General features: G+C 73.5%; 15 protein-coding genes. 6 read left to right on the forward strand and 9 right to left on the reverse strand.

Going from position 1 to position 15,949, the window contains the following annotated elements; genetic code table 11:
- Nucleotides 1-5: 5 nt before the first annotated feature.
- The 3 genes from ACGF07_RS08670 to ACGF07_RS08680 all read right to left on the reverse strand — a co-directional run bounded on the left by ACGF07_RS08670 (nucleotide 6) and on the right by ACGF07_RS08680 (nucleotide 3,657).
- The gene (locus ACGF07_RS08670) at nucleotides 6-1,523 is read right to left on the reverse strand and encodes a pyridoxal phosphate-dependent decarboxylase family protein (RefSeq protein ID WP_392896704.1); all 1,518 of its coding nucleotides are present in this window, start codon (nucleotides 1,521-1,523) and stop codon (nucleotides 6-8) included.
- Nucleotides 1,524-1,693: 170 nt separating this feature from the next.
- A complete protein-coding gene (locus ACGF07_RS08675; protein ID WP_392896706.1) occupies nucleotides 1,694-2,596 on the reverse strand; it encodes a siderophore-interacting protein in 903 nt (300 codons plus the stop codon).
- 5 nt (nucleotides 2,597-2,601) lie between these two features.
- The gene (locus ACGF07_RS08680; RefSeq protein ID WP_392896708.1) at nucleotides 2,602-3,657 is read right to left on the reverse strand and encodes an ABC transporter substrate-binding protein; all 1,056 of its coding nucleotides are present in this window, start codon (nucleotides 3,655-3,657) and stop codon (nucleotides 2,602-2,604) included.
- Between the two features lie 216 nt (nucleotides 3,658-3,873).
- On the opposite strand from ACGF07_RS08680, the gene ACGF07_RS08685 reads away from it, so the two are divergent.
- From ACGF07_RS08685 to ACGF07_RS08705, 5 genes are all read left to right on the forward strand, one after another.
- The gene (locus tag ACGF07_RS08685) at nucleotides 3,874-4,929 is read left to right on the forward strand and encodes a FecCD family ABC transporter permease (RefSeq protein WP_392897054.1); all 1,056 of its coding nucleotides are present in this window, start codon (nucleotides 3,874-3,876) and stop codon (nucleotides 4,927-4,929) included.
- Nucleotides 4,926-5,957, forward strand: coding sequence for a FecCD family ABC transporter permease (locus tag ACGF07_RS08690; protein ID WP_392896709.1), 1,032 nt, complete (start codon nucleotides 4,926-4,928; stop codon nucleotides 5,955-5,957). Before ACGF07_RS08685 ends, ACGF07_RS08690 begins: the two co-directional genes overlap by 4 nt.
- A 62-nt stretch (nucleotides 5,958-6,019) precedes the next feature.
- Nucleotides 6,020-6,844: an ABC transporter ATP-binding protein gene (locus ACGF07_RS08695; RefSeq protein ID WP_392896711.1), complete on the forward strand. Its 825-nt coding sequence runs from the start codon at nucleotides 6,020-6,022 to the stop codon at nucleotides 6,842-6,844.
- Nucleotides 6,841-8,895, forward strand: a complete 2,055-nt coding sequence (locus ACGF07_RS08700; RefSeq protein ID WP_392896713.1) for a penicillin acylase family protein — start codon at nucleotides 6,841-6,843, stop codon at nucleotides 8,893-8,895. The genes ACGF07_RS08695 and ACGF07_RS08700 overlap by 4 nt, the downstream gene beginning before the upstream one ends.
- On the forward strand, nucleotides 8,885-9,589 hold the full coding sequence (locus ACGF07_RS08705; protein WP_392896715.1) for a GNAT family N-acetyltransferase: 705 nt from the start codon (nucleotides 8,885-8,887) through the stop codon (nucleotides 9,587-9,589). Before ACGF07_RS08700 ends, ACGF07_RS08705 begins: the two co-directional genes overlap by 11 nt.
- A 233-nt stretch (nucleotides 9,590-9,822) precedes the next feature.
- Here ACGF07_RS08705 and ACGF07_RS08710 read toward each other — a convergent pair whose 3' ends face one another.
- The gene (locus ACGF07_RS08710) at nucleotides 9,823-10,113 is read right to left on the reverse strand and encodes a hypothetical protein (RefSeq protein ID WP_392896717.1); all 291 of its coding nucleotides are present in this window, start codon (nucleotides 10,111-10,113) and stop codon (nucleotides 9,823-9,825) included.
- A gap of 275 nt (nucleotides 10,114-10,388) precedes the next feature.
- Nucleotides 10,389-11,801, reverse strand: a complete 1,413-nt coding sequence (gene glnA, locus ACGF07_RS08715) for a type I glutamate--ammonia ligase (protein WP_350738931.1) — start codon at nucleotides 11,799-11,801, stop codon at nucleotides 10,389-10,391.
- A gap of 286 nt (nucleotides 11,802-12,087) precedes the next feature.
- On the opposite strand from glnA, the gene ACGF07_RS08720 reads away from it, so the two are divergent.
- The gene (locus ACGF07_RS08720) at nucleotides 12,088-12,555 is read left to right on the forward strand and encodes an RDD family protein (RefSeq protein ID WP_350738934.1); all 468 of its coding nucleotides are present in this window, start codon (nucleotides 12,088-12,090) and stop codon (nucleotides 12,553-12,555) included.
- Between the two features lie 183 nt (nucleotides 12,556-12,738).
- Here ACGF07_RS08720 and ACGF07_RS08725 read toward each other — a convergent pair whose 3' ends face one another.
- The 4 genes from ACGF07_RS08725 to lipB form a co-directional block, all read right to left on the reverse strand.
- Nucleotides 12,739-13,437 (reverse strand): DUF4191 domain-containing protein, encoded by a 699-nt coding sequence (locus ACGF07_RS08725; RefSeq protein WP_392897055.1) that lies wholly within the window; start codon nucleotides 13,435-13,437, stop codon nucleotides 12,739-12,741.
- A gap of 100 nt (nucleotides 13,438-13,537) precedes the next feature.
- Nucleotides 13,538-13,735: a hypothetical protein gene (locus ACGF07_RS08730; protein ID WP_392896719.1), complete on the reverse strand. Its 198-nt coding sequence runs from the start codon at nucleotides 13,733-13,735 to the stop codon at nucleotides 13,538-13,540.
- Nucleotides 13,736-14,014: 279 nt separating this feature from the next.
- The gene (lipA, locus tag ACGF07_RS08735) at nucleotides 14,015-14,968 is read right to left on the reverse strand and encodes a lipoyl synthase (RefSeq protein ID WP_392896721.1); all 954 of its coding nucleotides are present in this window, start codon (nucleotides 14,966-14,968) and stop codon (nucleotides 14,015-14,017) included.
- Nucleotides 14,969-15,109: 141 nt separating this feature from the next.
- Nucleotides 15,110-15,907 carry a lipoyl(octanoyl) transferase LipB gene (gene lipB / locus ACGF07_RS08740; protein ID WP_392896722.1) on the reverse strand — a complete coding sequence of 266 codons (798 nt, stop codon included), beginning with the start codon at nucleotides 15,905-15,907 and terminating at the stop codon, nucleotides 15,110-15,112.
- Nucleotides 15,908-15,949 lie beyond the last annotated feature (42 nt).

Below are 15,949 nucleotides of genomic sequence, written 5' to 3' on the forward strand. Positions count from 1 at the left end.
CGGTTTCAGGCGGCGGCAGGTTCGGCCAGGAGGCCTGCGGCGTGCCCGGCGAGCAGTTCGAGGACGTGCGCGATGTCGTCGAGCGAGGTCTCGGGGTTGAGCAGGGTGAACTTGAGGTAGTGGCGGCCGTCGACCTTGGTGCCCGCGACCACGGCCTCGCCGGAGGCGGCCAGGGCCTCCCGGGCGTGCAGGTTGGCGCGGTCCAGGTGCTCGCCGTCCGGTTCGCCGGCCGGGCGGTAGCGGAAGACGACGGTGGACAGCTGCGACCTGGTGACGACCTCGAAGCGCGGGTCGGTGCTCAGCAGGTCGAAGGCGGCGGCGGCCCGGTCGACCACCTCGTCGAAGAGGCTGCCGACGGCGTCCGCGCCCATGATGCGCAGGGTCAGCCAGAGCTTGAGGGCGTCGAAGCGGCGGGTGGTCTGGATCGACTTGTCGACCTGGTTGGGGATGCGCTGCTCGACCATCCGGGCCGGGTTGAGGTAGTCGGCGTGGTAGGTGGCGTGCCGCAGCACCGCACTGTCGCTGACCACCAGGGCGCTCGAACTGACGGGCTGGAAGAATGACTTGTGGTAGTCGACGGTGACGGAGTCGGCCCGTTCGATGCCGTCGAGCAGGTGCCGTCGGGTCGGGGAGACCAGGAGCCCGCAGCCGTAGGCGGCGTCCACGTGCAGCCAGACCCCGGCCTGCTCGCACAGGTCGGCGATCGCCGGCAGCGGGTCGATGGTGCCGAAGTCGGTGGTCCCGGCGGTGGCCACCACGGCCAGCACCGGCAGGCCCTCGGTGCGGCAGCGCTCCAGCTCGCGGGCGAGGACGGCGGTGTCCATCCGGCGGTCGGCGCCGGTGGGCACGGTGATGACGGCGTCCGGGCTCAGCCCGAGCAGCTTGGCGGACTTCTGGACGCTGAAGTGCCCGGCCTCGGAGGCGAGGACGCGCAGCCGGGGCAGCAGGGCGGTGCGCTCCTCGACGGTGCGGGCGGCGGTGAGCGCCTCCTCGCGGGCCAGCAGCAGGGCCTGGAGGTTGGACTGGCTGCCGCCGCTGGTGAAGACGCCGTCGGCGTCCACTCCGAAGCCGATCCGGCCGGCCGTCCAGTCGATCAGGCGGCGCTCGATCAGGGTGCCGCCGGCGCTCTGGTCCCAGGTGTCCAGCGAGGAGTTGACGGCGGTGAGGACGGCCTCGCCGAGCAGGGCGGGGATCACCACGGGGCAGTTCAGGTGGGCGAGGTAGCGCGGGTGGTGGAAGTACACCGCGTCGCGCAGGTAGACGTCCTCCAGCTCGTCCAGTGCGGCCGCCGGGTCCTCCAGCGGGCGGTCGAGGTCGATGTCCACGATCTCCGGGGCCAGCTGCTGCGGGGTGATCCCGCTGAACGGCCGGTCGGTGCGGGCCATCCGGTCGCTGACCCGCTCCACCCCGGCGGCCAGTGAGTCCCGGTACGAGGCGAGGGTGCGGTCGTTGAAGAGGTGCTGTCGCGCGCGCACCGCGCTGCCGGCCGGCCGGGTCTGGATGGCAGGTCCTTGGAAGCTCATCGATTCAGTCCTCAACTGTCATGCGGGCGCGGCAGATGGCAGGAAAACGGTGAAGAACGGGCAGGAATGGTCAGTTCCGCTCGACTTAGGTAAGCCTATCCTAAGTTTTGGGCAGTGCGAAGGCCCGCCCCCGGCTGCGGGGACGGGCCTTGCGGCGGTGTGGCGGTCGGTCAGGCCGTGGCGGCGGCAAGGGCCTCCGCGCGGAGCTGCTCCTCGGAGGTGCCCCGGCGCCAGTACCCGGAGAACTCCACCCGGGCGCGGTCGACCCCGACCTCCCGGACGAGGTGCCGGCGCAGCGCCCGGACGGTGCCGGCTTCGCCCGCCAGCCACGCGTACGGCGTGCCGCCGGGCAGGTCGGCCGTGCGCAGCGCCTCGGCCAGCGGGCTGCCGCCGTCCCCTGACCGGCGCACCAGCCAGGTGATCCGGAAGTCCGGGTGGCTGGGCAGGGCCTGGATGTCCTGCGGGTGCGGCACCTCGATCCAGGCGCGGACCACGGTGTCGGCCGGCAGGTGGTCCAGGATGCCGCCGAGGGCGGGCAGTGCCGTCTCGTCGGCGGCCAGCAGCACCCAGTCGGTGTCGGCGGGCGGACGGAAGCCGACGCTGCGGTTGTCCGCGAAGGCCGGTCCGAGCAGCACCACCCGGTCGCCCGGCGCGGCCCCGGCGGCCCAGCGCGAGGCCGGTCCGGCGGTGCCGGGCGGGTCGTCCGGGCCGGTGCCGTGCAGGGCGAAGTCCACGTCCACCTCGTCCGGGTTCCGGCGCTGGGCGCGGATCGTGTAGGAGCGCAGCACGGCCCGTTCGTCCTCGGGCAGCGCCTGCCAGGCCCGGTACCAGCCTTCCCCGGTGCGGTCCGGCAGCAGCGGGGCCTCCTGCCCGGGGTGGGGGAGGAAGAGCGAGAAGCTCTGGTCCCGCCCGCCCGAGGCGAGCCCGGCCAGCGGGGGCCCGCCGAAGGTGATCCTGGTCAGCGTCGGGCCGAGCCGCCGGGTGCGCACCACCTGTGCGTCGAAGAAGCGGAACTGGCCGGAGACCAGGCCCGGGTCGTCGGGGGCCGCCCCGACCTCGCCCTCTCGGGTCATCGTGATCAGCTGACCTTCCTGGCGGACTGGAGGGCCTTGGCCAGGCGCTCCAGGAGCGGGGCCGCGCCGGCGTAGGAGAAGCGGGGGACCGAGCTCCACGGCGTGATCTGACCCGCCTTCACGGCGGGCAGTTGGCCCCAGGCGGGCTTGCCGCCGAGGTCCTGGGGCTGCAGGGCGGTGCTGCGGTCGTCGAGCAGGAGCAGGTCGGCCGCGTACTTGCCGGCGTTCTCCCAGCTGAGGCCCTCGTAGTAGCCGCCGGTGTCCAGCTTGTCCGGGACGATGATGTCCACACCGAGCTGGGCGAAGTACATCAGGTCGGTGCTGATCTTGGGGTTGGAGGCGTAGAACAGGTCGGCACTGCCGGAGCAGGCCAGCACCTTGATCCCGCCGGCGGCCTTGGCGGCCTGGCGCACGCTCTCGGCGGCGGCCTCGAACCGGGCCTTGGCGTCGGTGACCTTCTTGGCGCCCAGGTCGGCGCCGAGGGACTCCGCGAGCTTGGCGTAGTGCTCGATCGGCTGGGTCATCGGCACCCGGGCCACGGTGATCGCGGCGACGTTCGGGTTGACCTTGAGGATCTTGTCCTTGCTCTCGTCCGGCACGTACCAGTAGGCGCCCGGGTCGTACATGTGGGTGACCAGCAGATCGGGCTGGAGCGCCGCGTACTTCTCGATGTTGAACTCGCCCCAGGCGTTGCCCAGGACCTCGACCTTGTCCACGGCCAGGTCGCCGGCCTGCGGGTCGGCCTTGCCGTCGGCGGTCCTGGTCTCGCCGAAGACGCCGACGATCCGCGCGTCCACCCCGAAGTCCACCAGGGCGGCGGCGGCGCCGGTGAAGGCGACGACGTGCTTGGGGGTGTTCGGGAGGGAGAGGGTCCTGGGCTGGTCGTCGGTGAACGTCCAGGGGCCGTTCTTCCCGGCGGCCCCGGCCGAGCCGGAGGAGGCCGGGGCGTCCTTGGAGCCGCCGCTCCCGCAGGCGGCCAACACGGCGCCGAGCGCGGTTGCGCCACCGGCGGCGAGCATGCCGCGGCGGGTGAACTGACGAGCTGTTCTGGAGTGCGTCACGGTGTCTCTCTCGCGGGTGTTCGGGGGGAGTCGACGGGCACGGCCGAGCCGGGCCGTACCGAGGCCGGGGGCCATGCGGAAGATAGGTTAACCTAACCTTAGTTGCCGTCCAGGGCGCGGGGGTCCTCGTCACGACCGCGGCCGCCCCGCCCGCCCGCCGCCGAGCCCGGAGTCGCCGACGTGTCCGACACCAAGTCATCGCCCCCGCCCGGGCGGGTGGTCGACGCCCCGGGTGCCCCGGCCGGGCCCGGTCCCACGGCGCCGGCGGCGTCCGGCACCCGGCGCCGGACCGGCCTGCGGACCGGCGGCCTGCTGGCGGCCGTCCTGCTGCTGACCGCCGTCGCCGCCCTGAGCCTGGCGGTCGGCGCCAAGGAGCTGACCCCCGCCCAGGCCTGGCACGGCCTGCTCGACCCCGGCAGCCCCGAGCACACCGTCGTGCACGGGATGCGCCTGCCGCGCACCCTCCTCGGCCTGCTGGTCGGCGCGGGCCTGGGCCTGGCCGGAGCCGTGATGCAGGCCCTCACCCGCAACCCGCTGGCCGACCCCGGACTGCTCGGCATCAACGCGGGCGCCTCCGCCGCCGTGGTGACGGCCAGTTCGCTGCTGGGCGTGGCCACCTTCGCGGGGTACGTCTGGTTCGCGCTCGCCGGGGCGGCCGCCGTCTCGGTGGCCGTCTACGTCGTCGGCGGAGGCCGGGCCGCCACCCCCGGACGGCTGGCGCTGGCCGGCGCGGCGCTCAACGCCACGCTGTACTCCTACGTCAGCGCCGTGATGCTGCTCGACACCACCTCGATGGACCGGATGCGGTTCTGGACCGTCGGCTCGCTGGCCGACGCCCGCCCGGAGACCGTCCTCAAGGTGCTGCCCTTCGTCGCGGCCGGCCTGCTGCTCGCCCTGCTGACGGCCCGACCGCTCAACGCGCTGGCCCTCGGCGACGAGGCCGCCAAGGCGCTCGGCGCCCGGCCCGCCGCCGTGCGCGCCGCCGCCATCCTCACGGTCACACTGCTCTGCGGCGCCGCCACGGCGGCCTGCGGGCCGATCGTCTTCGTCGGCCTGATGGTGCCGCACCTGGTCCGCGCCCTCACCGGCCCCGACCTGCGCTGGCTCTTCCCGTACAGCGTCGTGCTCGCGCCGGCCCTCTTCCTCGGCGCCGACGTGCTCGGCCGGGTGCTCGGCCGCCCCGGCGAGGTGCAGGTCGGTGTGGTCACCGCCGTCCTCGGCGGGCCGTTCTTCCTCTACTTCGCCCGCCGCGGAAAGGTGGCCCGGGTATGACCACGATCCGCATCCCCCGGCTGGGGTGGTCGCTGCGCTTCCGCTACCGCGCCCTCGCGGCCGGGATCGGCTGCACGCTGCTCGCGGCGCTGGTCGGCGTGCTGGCGCTGGGCAGCGGCGACTACCCGCTCAGCCCGGGCGAGGTGCTCCGCGCGCTCACCGGCGGCGGCACCCCGGCCCAGGACTTCATCGTCAACGAGCTGCGGCTGCCCCGGGTGGTCACCGCCCTGCTGGTCGGCGCCGCGCTGGCGCTGGCCGGGGCGCTGTTCCAGTCCCTGGTGCGCAACCCGCTCGGCAGCCCGGACGTCCTCGGCTTCACCCAGGGCGCCGCCTGCGGCGCCCTGACCGTGGTGGTGGCCGGCGGCGGCAGCCTCGCGCTGGCCGGGGGAGCGGTGGCCGGCGGCGTGCTCACCGGGGCGGCCGTCTGCGGGCTGGCCTGGCGGGACGGACTCCACGGCGGCCGCCTGGTCCTGGTCGGCATCGGCACCGCCGCCATCCTCACCGGCGTCAACGGCTACCTGCTCACCCAGGCCAAGCTGATGGACGCCGCCCGCGCCGTGCTCTGGCTGACGGGCAGTCTGGACGGCCGGGGCTGGTCCGACGCGATGCCGCTGCTGATCGCGCTCGCGGTGCTCGGCCCGCTCGCCGTGTTCGGCTGCGGCCGCGCCCTGCACCTGCTCGAACTCGGCGACGACACCGCCGCCGGCCTCGGCGTCCGGGTCGAGCCGCTGCGGCTCGCCCTGCTGGCCTCGGCGGTCGTGCTCGCCTCGCTGGCCGCCGGGGCCGCTGGGCCGGTCTCCTTCGTCGCCCTGACGGCCCCTCAGCTCGCCAAGCGGATCACCCGCGCCCCCGGCCCCAACCTCGTCGTCGCCATGCTCACCGGCGCCGCCCTGCTGGCCACCGCCGACTGGGCGGCCCAGCGCCTCTTCACCGGCCACCAGCTGCCGGTCGGCGTGGTGACCGGCGTGCTCGGCGGCGGCTACCTGGTCCGGCTGCTGGCGAGCGAGCGCCGCGCGGGGCGGATATGACCCGCCGCCACCCGGCAGTGCGTACGACGACCCAGCGACACCGAACGGACGGAGAGACCGCGATGACGCCGCAGGCGGCACGACTGGAGGGCCGGGGGCTCACCCTCGCCTACGAGAAGCGGACCATCGCGGAGAACCTCTCGGTCGCCGTCCCGGACCGCTCCTTCACCGTGATCATCGGCCCCAACGCCTGCGGCAAGTCCACCCTGCTGCGGGCGCTGGCCCGCACCCTGCGCCCCACCTCCGGTCAGGTGCTGCTGGACGGCGCCGACATCGCCCGCCTGCCCGCCAAGCACGTCGCCCGCACCCTCGGCCTGCTGCCGCAGACCTCCGTCGCCCCCGACGGCATCACCGTCGGCGAGCTGGTCTCGCGCGGCCGGTACCCGCACCAGGGCCTCCTGCGCCAGTGGTCCGAGCAGGACGAGCGGGTGGTCCAGGAGTCGATGGCGGCCACCGGCGTCGGCGAACTCGCCGAACGGATGGTGGACGAGCTCTCCGGCGGCCAGCGCCAGCGGGTCTGGATCGCGATGGCACTCGCCCAGGAGACCCCGCTGCTCCTGCTCGACGAACCCACCACCTACCTCGACATCGCCCACCAGGTCGAACTCCTCGACCTGTGCGCCCGGTTGCACGAGGACCAGGGCCGCACCCTGGTCGCCGTGCTGCACGACCTCAACCAGGCCGCCCGCTACGCCACCCACCTGATCGCCATGCGGGACGGCGCCGTGCTCGCCGCCGGGCCGCCGCAGGAGGTGGTCACCGCCGAACTGGTCGAGCAGGTCTTCCGCCTGCCCTGCCGGATCGTCGAGGACCCGGAGAGCGGCACCCCGCTGGTCGTCCCGCTGGCCCGCCGCCGCACCCCGGCCCGGGCGGTGGGCGCCAAGTGACCGCCCGGGTCCACCGCGACGCCCACGGCATCCCGCACCTGCGGGCCGCCGACCCGCTCGCCCTGGTGCGCGCCCAGGGCCGCAACGCCGCCACCGACCGCGCCTGGCAGCTCGAGGTCGAGCGCCACCGCGCCCAGGGCAGCTCGGCCGCCTTCCTCGGCCCGGACCACCTCGACTGGGACGTCTTCGCCCGGCGGGCCCGGCTCGCCGACACCGCCCGCCGCTGCTTCGCCGCCCTGGACGAGCCGACCGCCGCCTGGGTGCGCGCGTACGTCGCCGGGGTCAACGAGGGGCTGCGGGAGAGCGCCCGCCGGGCCCCGGAGTTCGCCGCCGCCGGGCTCGCCCCCGGCCGGTGGGAGGAGTGGACGCCCCTGGCGCTCTGGCTCTCCCACCACATCCTGTTCGCCGGCTTCCCCGGCAAGCTCTGGCGGGACAGGGTCGCCCGGGTGCTCGGCGAGGACGCGGTGCACCTGTTCGCGACCGACGGCCTGCCCGCCTCCGGCAGCAACGGCTGGCTGGTGGCCCCCGAGCGCACCGCGGCGGGCGCCGCCCTGATCGCGGGCGACCCGCACCGCTTCATCGAGACCCCCGGCGTCTACCAGCAGATCAGGCTCGCCTGCCCCGAGTACGACGTGGTCGGCCTGGCCGTGCCCGGCGTGCCCGGCATCGCGCACTTCGGCCACACCGGTGAGGTCGCCTGGGCCATCACCAACTCCATGGCCGACTACCAGGACCTCTACCACGAGCGGCTGCGCCGCACCCCGGCCGGCGTCGAGGCGCGCGGCCCGGACGGCTGGCACCCGGCCGAGGCGCACACCGAGACCGTCGAGGTCGCCGGGGCCGAGCCCGTCGCCGTCGAGGTGGTGGAGACCGAACGCGGCCCGGTGATCGCCGGGGGCCCGGACGGCGACGGCCGGGCGGTCAGCCTCCGGTACCCGCCCCGGGTCACCGCGCGGCTGGGCTTCGAGGTGCTGCCCGCGCTGCTGCGCGCCCGTACGGTGGGCGACCTCGACCGGGCCCTGTACGGCTGGGCCGAGCCGGTCAACGTCGTCCTCGCGGCCGACACCGCCGGCGGCCTGCTGCACCGGGTGGCCGGGGCCGTCCCGGCGCGCGACCCCCGCAACCTGATCCGGCCGGTACCCGCCTGGGAGCCCGGCCACGAGTGGCACGGCTGGCAGCCGCTGCCCCGGGCCGAGGTGCGCGGCGCCGCCGTCATGGCCAACGAACGCGGCCTGGCCGGGCCGCTGGGCATCGAGTTCTGCGCCCCGTACCGGGCGGAGCGGATCGCCGAGCTGCTCGCCGACGGCACCGACTGGACCACCGAGCGGATGGCGGCCGTCCACACCGACACCCACCTGGCCTCCGCCGCGCCCCTGCTCGACCTGCTCGCGACGCTGCCCGACCTCGGCCCCGAGGCGGCCGCGCTGCGCGCCGAACTCCTGGCCTGGGACCGGAGGATGGACGCCGACTCGGTCACCGCCGCCCGCTACGCCGAGCTGCGCTCGGCCGTGGTGCGCCGTTACGCGGCCACCCCGGAGCTGGCCGGGCTCGCCGCGCCGGACGGCCTGCCGCCGGTCTTCGCCCCCTGGCTGTCGGCCACCGCCAGGATCGGCTTCGCCCTGCCACACGTGCTCGGCACCGGGCTGCTGCCGGGCATCGACCCGGCCGCCCTGGTGCGCGCCGCCGTCGAGGAACTGGCCGCCGCCGGGCCGACCGGCGAGACCTGGGGCGAGCGGCACCGGCTCCACGCCTGGTCCGCCCTGCCCGCCGAGGAGGCGCGGCCGGGCCCGGCGCTCGCCGGCGACCACGACTGCGTGCTCGCCACCTCCTGCGTCCCCGGGATCACCGACCTCAGCGCCCGGGCCTCGGCCGCCCGCCTGGTCTGGGACCTCGCCGACCGCGAGCGCAGCGCCTGGATCGTGCCGCACGGCGCCCACGGCGACCCGGGCCACCCCCACCACCGGGACCAGCACCCGCTCTGGCTGAGCGGCGCGCTGACCCCGGTCGTCACCGACTGGACCAGACTCACCGAGGAGAACAGTGGCCACTGACCGGACAGACCGGACCGCGGCCGACCGCCCCGCCGTCGACCACCGCTCGCCGGACGGCGCCCGGTTCGAGCGAACCGTCCCCGGCTTCGGCACGGTGACCGTCCGCCCGCTGGACGCGGCGGCCGATGCCGAGGTGGTGCACGCCTGGGTCGACGACGAGCGTGCCCGCTTCTGGGGCATGGTCGGCAGGACCCGCGAGCAGGTCCGGGAGACCTACGAGTTCGTCGACTCCCTCGAGACCCACCACGCCTACCTGGTCCGGCACGACGGTGCGCCCGCCGCGCTCTTCCAGACCTACCTGCCCGAGCACGACCCGCTCGGCGAGCACTACCCCGTCCAGGACGGCGACCTCGGCGTACACCTGCTCGTCGCCCCCGCCGACGCCCCCCGGCGCGGCTACACCCACCACCTGATCGCGGTCCTCATCGCCTTCCTCTTCGCCGACCCCTACGTGCGCCGGATCGTCGCCGAGCCGGACGTCCGCAACGACAAGTCGGTCGCCCGCCTGCTGCGCAGCGGCTTCGAGCCGGGCCCCCAGCTCGATCTCGCCGAGAAGCGCGCCCAACTGGTCCTGCTCACCCGCGACCGCGCCGAGGCCCTCGCCGCCGCAGATCCCCGGGTCGTCGCGGGCGACGACGGCGACCTCGTGGCCGCCCCCGACGGCCTCGCCGCGGGCAGGCTCGTCCAGAACTGACCCCACGACGCGCGGCCCGGCCGGCGCCACACCAACCGGCCGGGCCGTGCGCCGCCCCCGGAGAAGCGGCAGCACCTCGGGAATCAGCAGCCGCAGCAGGGACCGGCCGGGTGCCCGAGCCGGAGGCCGGTGAACCCGCCCGATCCCCTGGAGGGTGCCGTCGACCGGGGCGGGTGGCTCCTGTCGTTCCTTCGGCCTGCCCGGGACCGGACCGGCTCCTCGCCGACCGCCCGTCAGAACTGCTTGAACCAGTCCCCGATCAGGCGCAGGGCCTTCCGCCGGACCTTGGCGGTGTCGCGCCACTCCTTCTCCGCCTCGACGCTGGCACGCGTGCAGGCGAACTTCCTGTCGGTGGTGGTGCGGACGATTTCGATCCGGTGGGTGTTACCGATCAGGGAGTTCAGGTGGTACGGCCCGACACCGAGGTAGGCCGCTGCCTCTTCCTGCGTCATCCACGGGCCGTCGGGCGGCAGCGCGTCGTACCGGAAGGGTATCTGCGGGAGGCGGTCCGTCCAGGTCTTCACCAGGGCATTATCGTCGGCCGCCAACCGAAGGTTCGCCCCAGCACTACCCGCTGCAACGCGCCGCCGGCCGCAGCCCGCTCCCGCCCAACTCCGCCTGCCGCCGGGGCTCCGACGACTGCCGCCGCTGACGCGCGGCCCTCGCCGTCCGGCTCCGCACATGATCGACCTGGCAAGTCCTGCCCAGGCCGCGGCGAACGCGTTTCCGCAGGTCAGCGAGGCGCTGACCTGCGGAAACGATGAGGGATCGACCTGCGTCCCCGCAGGTCGGAGCCGCTCTACAGGTCGTAGTACAGCTCGAACTCGTGCGGGTGCGGCCGGAGGGCGATCGGGGCGATCTCGTTGTTGCGCTTGAAGTCGATCCAGGTCTCGATCAGGTCCGGGGTGAAGACGTTGCCGGCGAGGAGGTACTCGTGGTCGGCCTCGAGGGCCTCCAGGACGGCGGGGAGGGAGGAGGGCACCTGCGGGACGTTGGCGTGCTCCTCGGGGGCGAGCTCGTAGAGGTCCTTGTCGACCGGCTCCAGCGGCTCGATCTTGTTGCGGATGCCGTCCAGGCCGGCCATCAGCATGGCCGAGAAGGCCAGGTAGGGGTTGGAGGACGGGTCCGGCGCGCGGAACTCGATGCGCTTGGCCTTGGCGTTGGAGCCGGTGATCGGGATGCGGATCGCGGCCGAGCGGTTGCGCTGCGAGTACACCAGGTTGACCGGCGCCTCGAAGCCCGGCACCAGGCGGTGGTAGGAGTTCACCGACGGGTTGGTGAAGGCCAGCAGCGAGGGGGCGTGCCGGAGGAGGCCGCCGATGTAGTAGCGGGCGGTGTCGGACAGGCCCGCGTAGCCCTGCTCGTCGTAGAAGAGCGGCGAGCCGTCGCTCCACAGCGACTGGTGGACGTGCATCCCCGAGCCGTTGTCGCCGAAGATCGGCTTGGGCATGAAGGTGGCCGTCTTGCCGTTGCGCCAGGCGACGTTCTTGATGATGTACTTGAACAGCATCAGGTCGTCGGCCGCGTGCAGCAGGGTGTTGAACTTGTAGTTGATCTCCGCCTGGCCGGCCGTGCCGACCTCGTGGTGCTGGCGCTCGACCTCGAGGCCGGCCTTGGCCAGCTCCAGGGACATCTCGGCGCGCAGGTCGGCGAAGTGGTCCACCGGCGGGACGGGGAAGTAGCCGCCCTTGTACTTGACCTTGTAGCCGCGCACGTCGCCCTCGGCGGCGCCGCTGTTCCAGGCGCCGGCCTCCGAGTCGATGTGGTAGAAGGACGCGTTCGCGCTGGTCTCGAAGCGGACCGAGTCGAAGACGTAGAACTCCGCCTCGGGCCCGAAGAAGGCGGTGTCGGCGATGCCGGAGGAGGCGAGGTAGGCCTCGGCCTTCTTGGCGACGTTGCGGGGGTCGCGGCTGTAGGCCTCGCCGGTGACCGGGTCCTGGATGAAGAAGTTGATGTTGAGGTGCTTCTCGGCCCGGAAGGGGTCGAGGCGGGCCGTGGCGAGGTCCGGCACGAGGGCCATGTCGGACTCGTGGATGGCCTGGAAGCCGCGGATCGACGAACCGTCGAACATCAGGGTCTCGGACGGGTCGAAGGTCGCCGCAGGTACGGAGAAGTGCTGCAGTACGCCCGGCAGGTCGCAGAACCGGACGTCGACGAACTTCACGTCGTTGTCCTGGATGAACTGCTTCACTTCGGCGGCGCTGTTGAACATCCATCCTCCTCGGCGTAGCGAATGGGGCTCACCCTAGGAATGGGTCGTTTCCGGCCGGTGACCCGCTCGTTTCCTCGATGTTAACCGCGTCCGCCGAGTGGGCGGCAAAGGTGTACGGGCCGGGGCAAATCGCCCCGCCGACCTGGGGGCTCGTCGGACAGTGGTCTGGACCACTTGGTAAGCCCGGTGATCGCGATTCACCCGGTAGGGGACGGGCCCGGCACCACGCCCCGCCCGGAGGGGTGCCGGTGGGGGTGTCCGGGGTGAGCCCGGTTAGTGTGGATTCGTGGACACCAGAGAAGCGTTGGGATCGTGGATCGACGGCCCGAAGGCGGCCGCCGAGAAGATGGGCGCCGACTTCGGCTACCGCGGCGAGCGCCTCGGGCTGCCGCAGGAGGGCCCCGGCTCGATCGCCGGCCCGGGCCGGCGGATCGGCTCCCTGTTCGTGGACGGCTGGCTGGTCTCGCTGATCTCCTACGGCCTGATCGCCAAGGGGGACCAGGCCGAGGCCAACCTGTGGACCCTCCCGCTCTACTTCGTGGTCGCCGCCGTCCTGCTCGCCACGACCGGCACGACCGTCGGCAAGCGGCTGTTCGGCCTGCGGGTGGTCCGCCTGGACGGCCGCCGGGCGACCATCCCGCAGATCCTGCTGCGCACCGTCCTGCTCTGCCTGGTGGTGCCGGCGCTGGTCTGGGACCGGGACACCCGCGGTCTGCACGACAAGGCGGTCGGCACGGTCGAGGTCCGGATCTGACCTGACGCCGCCGCGCGCCGCCCTCGATCGCTGCGCGCCGGACCCGTCACCGCGCACCGGACCCCCGGCACAGCGCACCGCCCCCGTCGACGGCACCGCCCCCCCGGCCACCCCCGAGGGCTGAACGCCGAACGGCCCCGCTGAGGACATCAGAGGGGCCGTTCTCGTGCGGTCGGGGGACGGTCAGCGGACCTGGCCGCCCTTGGGCATCCGCGCACCCTTGGGCATCGGGCCCTTGGGGATCGGCGCCTTGGAGAGCAGGTCGCCCAGCGCGCGCAGGCGGTCGTTGGTCTCGGTGACCTGGGCGGGGGTGATGGCGCGGGGCAGGCGCATCAGGTGGATCTGCAGCTTCTTCAGCGGGACCTCGTCCGCGCCGTTGCCCACCACGATGTCGTGCACCGGCACGTCGCCGACGACCCGGGCCATCTTCTTCTTCTCGGAGGCCAGCAGCTGGCGCACCCGGTTCGGGTTGCCCTCGCCGATCAGCGCGATGCCGGCCCGGCCCACGGCGCGGTAGACCGCGTCCTGGTTCCGGGTGACCGCGACCGGGGTGGAGCTGGAGCTCCAGCCGCGCCGGATGTTGTTCAGCACCGCCGCCACCGCACCCGGCTGCCCCTCCATCTGCCCGAACGCGGCGCGCTCGGCCCGGCGCCCGAAGACGATCGCCATGGCCAGGACGGCCACGATGAAGCCCAGGATGCCCAGGTAGATGGGGTGGTCGATCGCGAAGCCGATGGCGAGGAACACGCCGAAGGTCAGCAGGCCGACGCCGGCGATGATCAGGCCGATCTTGGTGTCGACCTTCTTGGTCATGGTGTACGCCAGGCGGATCTGCTTCAGTCGCCCGGGGTTCTCGGATGTTTCCCTCGCCATAACGCTCATGGTACGTGGCACGGGTACGGGATATCCAAGCCCGGGTACCCGTTCGCCCGAACCGTGACCCGTGTGCCCGTACGCCGTCGCGCACAGCGACGCCGCAGGCTCACTGCCGTACGGAGCGTGCCCCCGCGGTGCCCGTCGGCGCGGCCGCCGGGGCGTCGTGCCGGCGGTCCGCCGCGTACCGGCGGTTCTCGCACACCGCCGCCCAGGCGTTCAGCCGGGCGTGCCGTTGGCCGGGTGCCAGCAGGACGCTCTCGGCGAACCGCAGCGCCACCCCCACCGACCGGATCCGCATCCGCATGCCGAACAGCTCCTCACGTGGGCTGAGAAGAATCGAACGCCTGCCAGGCGTCCATCGTCCCCACCCCGTGTTACCAGCCCGTGACCGGGCAGTCAAAGCGTGGTGAAAGCCGGAAGGGCGGAGCCGCGGCTCCGCCCTTCGAATGGCCCAGTGGCCGGAAATCGACCCACCGCCGACCGCTGAACCGGCCGGCGACCGGCCGGCGACAAACCGGCCGGCGACAAACCGGCCGGTGACGAACCGGTCGACGACCGACCGACCGGCAACCGGTCGGTGACGTCAGACCGCGGCCTGCTCGCGCCGCTCCAGCGCCTGCCGGTACAGCCGGCCGGCCCGGTACGACGAACGCACCAGCGGGCCGGACATGACACCGGCGAAGCCCAGCTCCTCGGCCTCCTCCTGGAGCTCGACGAACTCCTGGGGCTTCACCCAGCGCTCCACCGGGTGGTGGCGCAGCGAGGGGCGCAGGTACTGGGTGATGGTGATCAGCTCGCAGCCGGCCCCGACCAGGTCGGCCAGCGCCTGGCTGACCTCCTCGCGGGTCTCGCCCATGCCCAGGATCAGGTTGGACTTGGTCACCAGCCCGGCCGCGCGGGCCTGGGTGATGACGTCCAGCGAGCGCTCGTACCGGAACGCGGGGCGGATCCGCTTGAAGATGCGCGGCACCGTCTCGACGTTGTGCGCGAGCACCTCGGGACGCGAGGAGAACACCTCGGCGAGCTGTTCGGGCACCGCGTTGAAGTCAGGGATGAGCAGCTCGACACCGGTGCGGCCGCCCGCCCGGTCGGCGGTCATCGCGTGCACCTGGCGCACGGTCTCGGCGTACAGCCAGGCGCCGCCGTCCTCCAGGTCGTCGCGGGCGACGCCGGTGATGGTGGCGTAGTTGAGGTCCATCGTGACGATGGACTCGGCGACCCGGCGCGGCTCGTCGCGGTCGAACTCGGCGGGCTTGCCGGTGTCGATCTGGCAGAAGTCGCAGCGGCGGGTGCACTGGTCACCGCCGATGAGGAAGGTCGCCTCGCGGTCCTCCCAGCACTCGAAGATGTTGGGGCAGCCGGCCTCCTGGCAGACCGTGTGCAGCCCCTCCTTCTTCACCAGCGAGTGGAGGGCGTTGTACTCCGGGCCCATCTTCGCGCGGGTCTTGATCCACTCGGGCTTCCGCTCGATGGGGGTCTCGCTGTTGCGGACCTCCAGGCGGAGGAGCTTCCTGCCGTCGGGCGCGACAGCGGACACGTGCGACTCCTAGAACTAGACGGGGTACCCCCAGGGTACGCCTGTGGTTGTACGGGCTGCGCTGGGCCTGGCGCCCCGCAATCGCAGGGCAACGCACCTACCGGCCGGTAGATTCCCAGCAGCGGGAGGTTTCGGGGCCTTTCAGCGGCTGAGCGCCGGCTCCGGCAGCTCGGCGAGGACGTCCTTGAGGTGCCGCTCGACCGCCGGCAGCGCCTCGGCGACCTCGAAGCCGCGCCCCAGCTCGCCGGCCAGCGAGGCGACGCCCGCGTCCCGGATGCCGCAGGGCACGATCTTGTCGAAGTAGGTCATGTCGGGGTCGCAGTTGAGGGCGAAGCCGTGCATGGTCACCCCGCGGGCGACCCGTACCCCGATCGCGGCGAGCTTGCGGTCGTCGCCGCGCTGGCCGGCGTTGGACGGCGCGTACTCCGGCCCGGCCAGCCGCGGGTCGATGCCCAGCGGCAGGCCCATCCGCAGGGTCAGCTTGCCGATGTCCACCACCGCGGCCGGGTCGACCACGGCGTCCGGGATGGTCCGGCCGAGCACCCAGACGCCGCTGCGGCCCTCGACCCGGCTGGTCTCGACGCCGAAGTCGGCGGCGGCGCGGATCAGCGCCTCCTCCAGCCGGCGGACGTAGGCGATGACGTCGATCGGGTCGGGCAGCTTGACGATCGGGTAGCCGACCAGCTGGCCGGGGCCGTGCCAGGTGATCTCCCCGCCCCGGTTGACCTCGACCACCGGGGTGCCGTCCAGCGGCAGGTCGGCCGGGTTGGTGCGCTTGCCCATGGTGTAGACGGGCGGGTGCTCCAGCAGCAGCACGGTGTCGGGGATCTCGTCCGCGACCCGCAGGGCGTGCAGGCGCTGCTGCTCCTCCCACGCCTCCTGATAGGGGACGACGCGCTCGCCTATGCCCATCCGCACGAACCGCACGTTCTCACTCATGCGCCCACCGCACTCCTTGCCAGGCGTTCGAGACCAACCTCG

Origin of the sequence: Kitasatospora sp. NPDC048194, from assembly GCF_043202455.1 — a bacterium.
Taxonomy (GTDB): Bacteria; Actinomycetota; Actinomycetes; order Streptomycetales; family Streptomycetaceae; genus Kitasatospora.

Coding starts and splice junctions, on each gene's coding strand:
- ACGF07_RS08690 (WP_392896709.1), top strand. CDS start 4,926: ATGACCACGATCCGCATCCCCCGGCTGGGGTGGTCGCTGCGCTTCCGC.
- ACGF07_RS08725 (WP_392897055.1), bottom strand. CDS start 13,437: ATGAGCGTTATGGCGAGGGAAACATCCGAGAACCCCGGGCGACTGAAG.
- ACGF07_RS08675 (WP_392896706.1), bottom strand. CDS start 2,596: ATGACCCGAGAGGGCGAGGTCGGGGCGGCCCCCGACGACCCGGGCCTG.
- ACGF07_RS08670 (WP_392896704.1), bottom strand. CDS start 1,523: ATGAGCTTCCAAGGACCTGCCATCCAGACCCGGCCGGCCGGCAGCGCG.
- ACGF07_RS08695 (WP_392896711.1), top strand. CDS start 6,020: ATGACGCCGCAGGCGGCACGACTGGAGGGCCGGGGGCTCACCCTCGCC.
- ACGF07_RS08730 (WP_392896719.1), bottom strand. CDS start 13,735: ATGCGGATGCGGATCCGGTCGGTGGGGGTGGCGCTGCGGTTCGCCGAG.
- glnA (WP_350738931.1), bottom strand. CDS start 11,801: ATGTTCAACAGCGCCGCCGAAGTGAAGCAGTTCATCCAGGACAACGAC.
- lipB (WP_392896722.1), bottom strand. CDS start 15,907: ATGAGTGAGAACGTGCGGTTCGTGCGGATGGGCATAGGCGAGCGCGTC.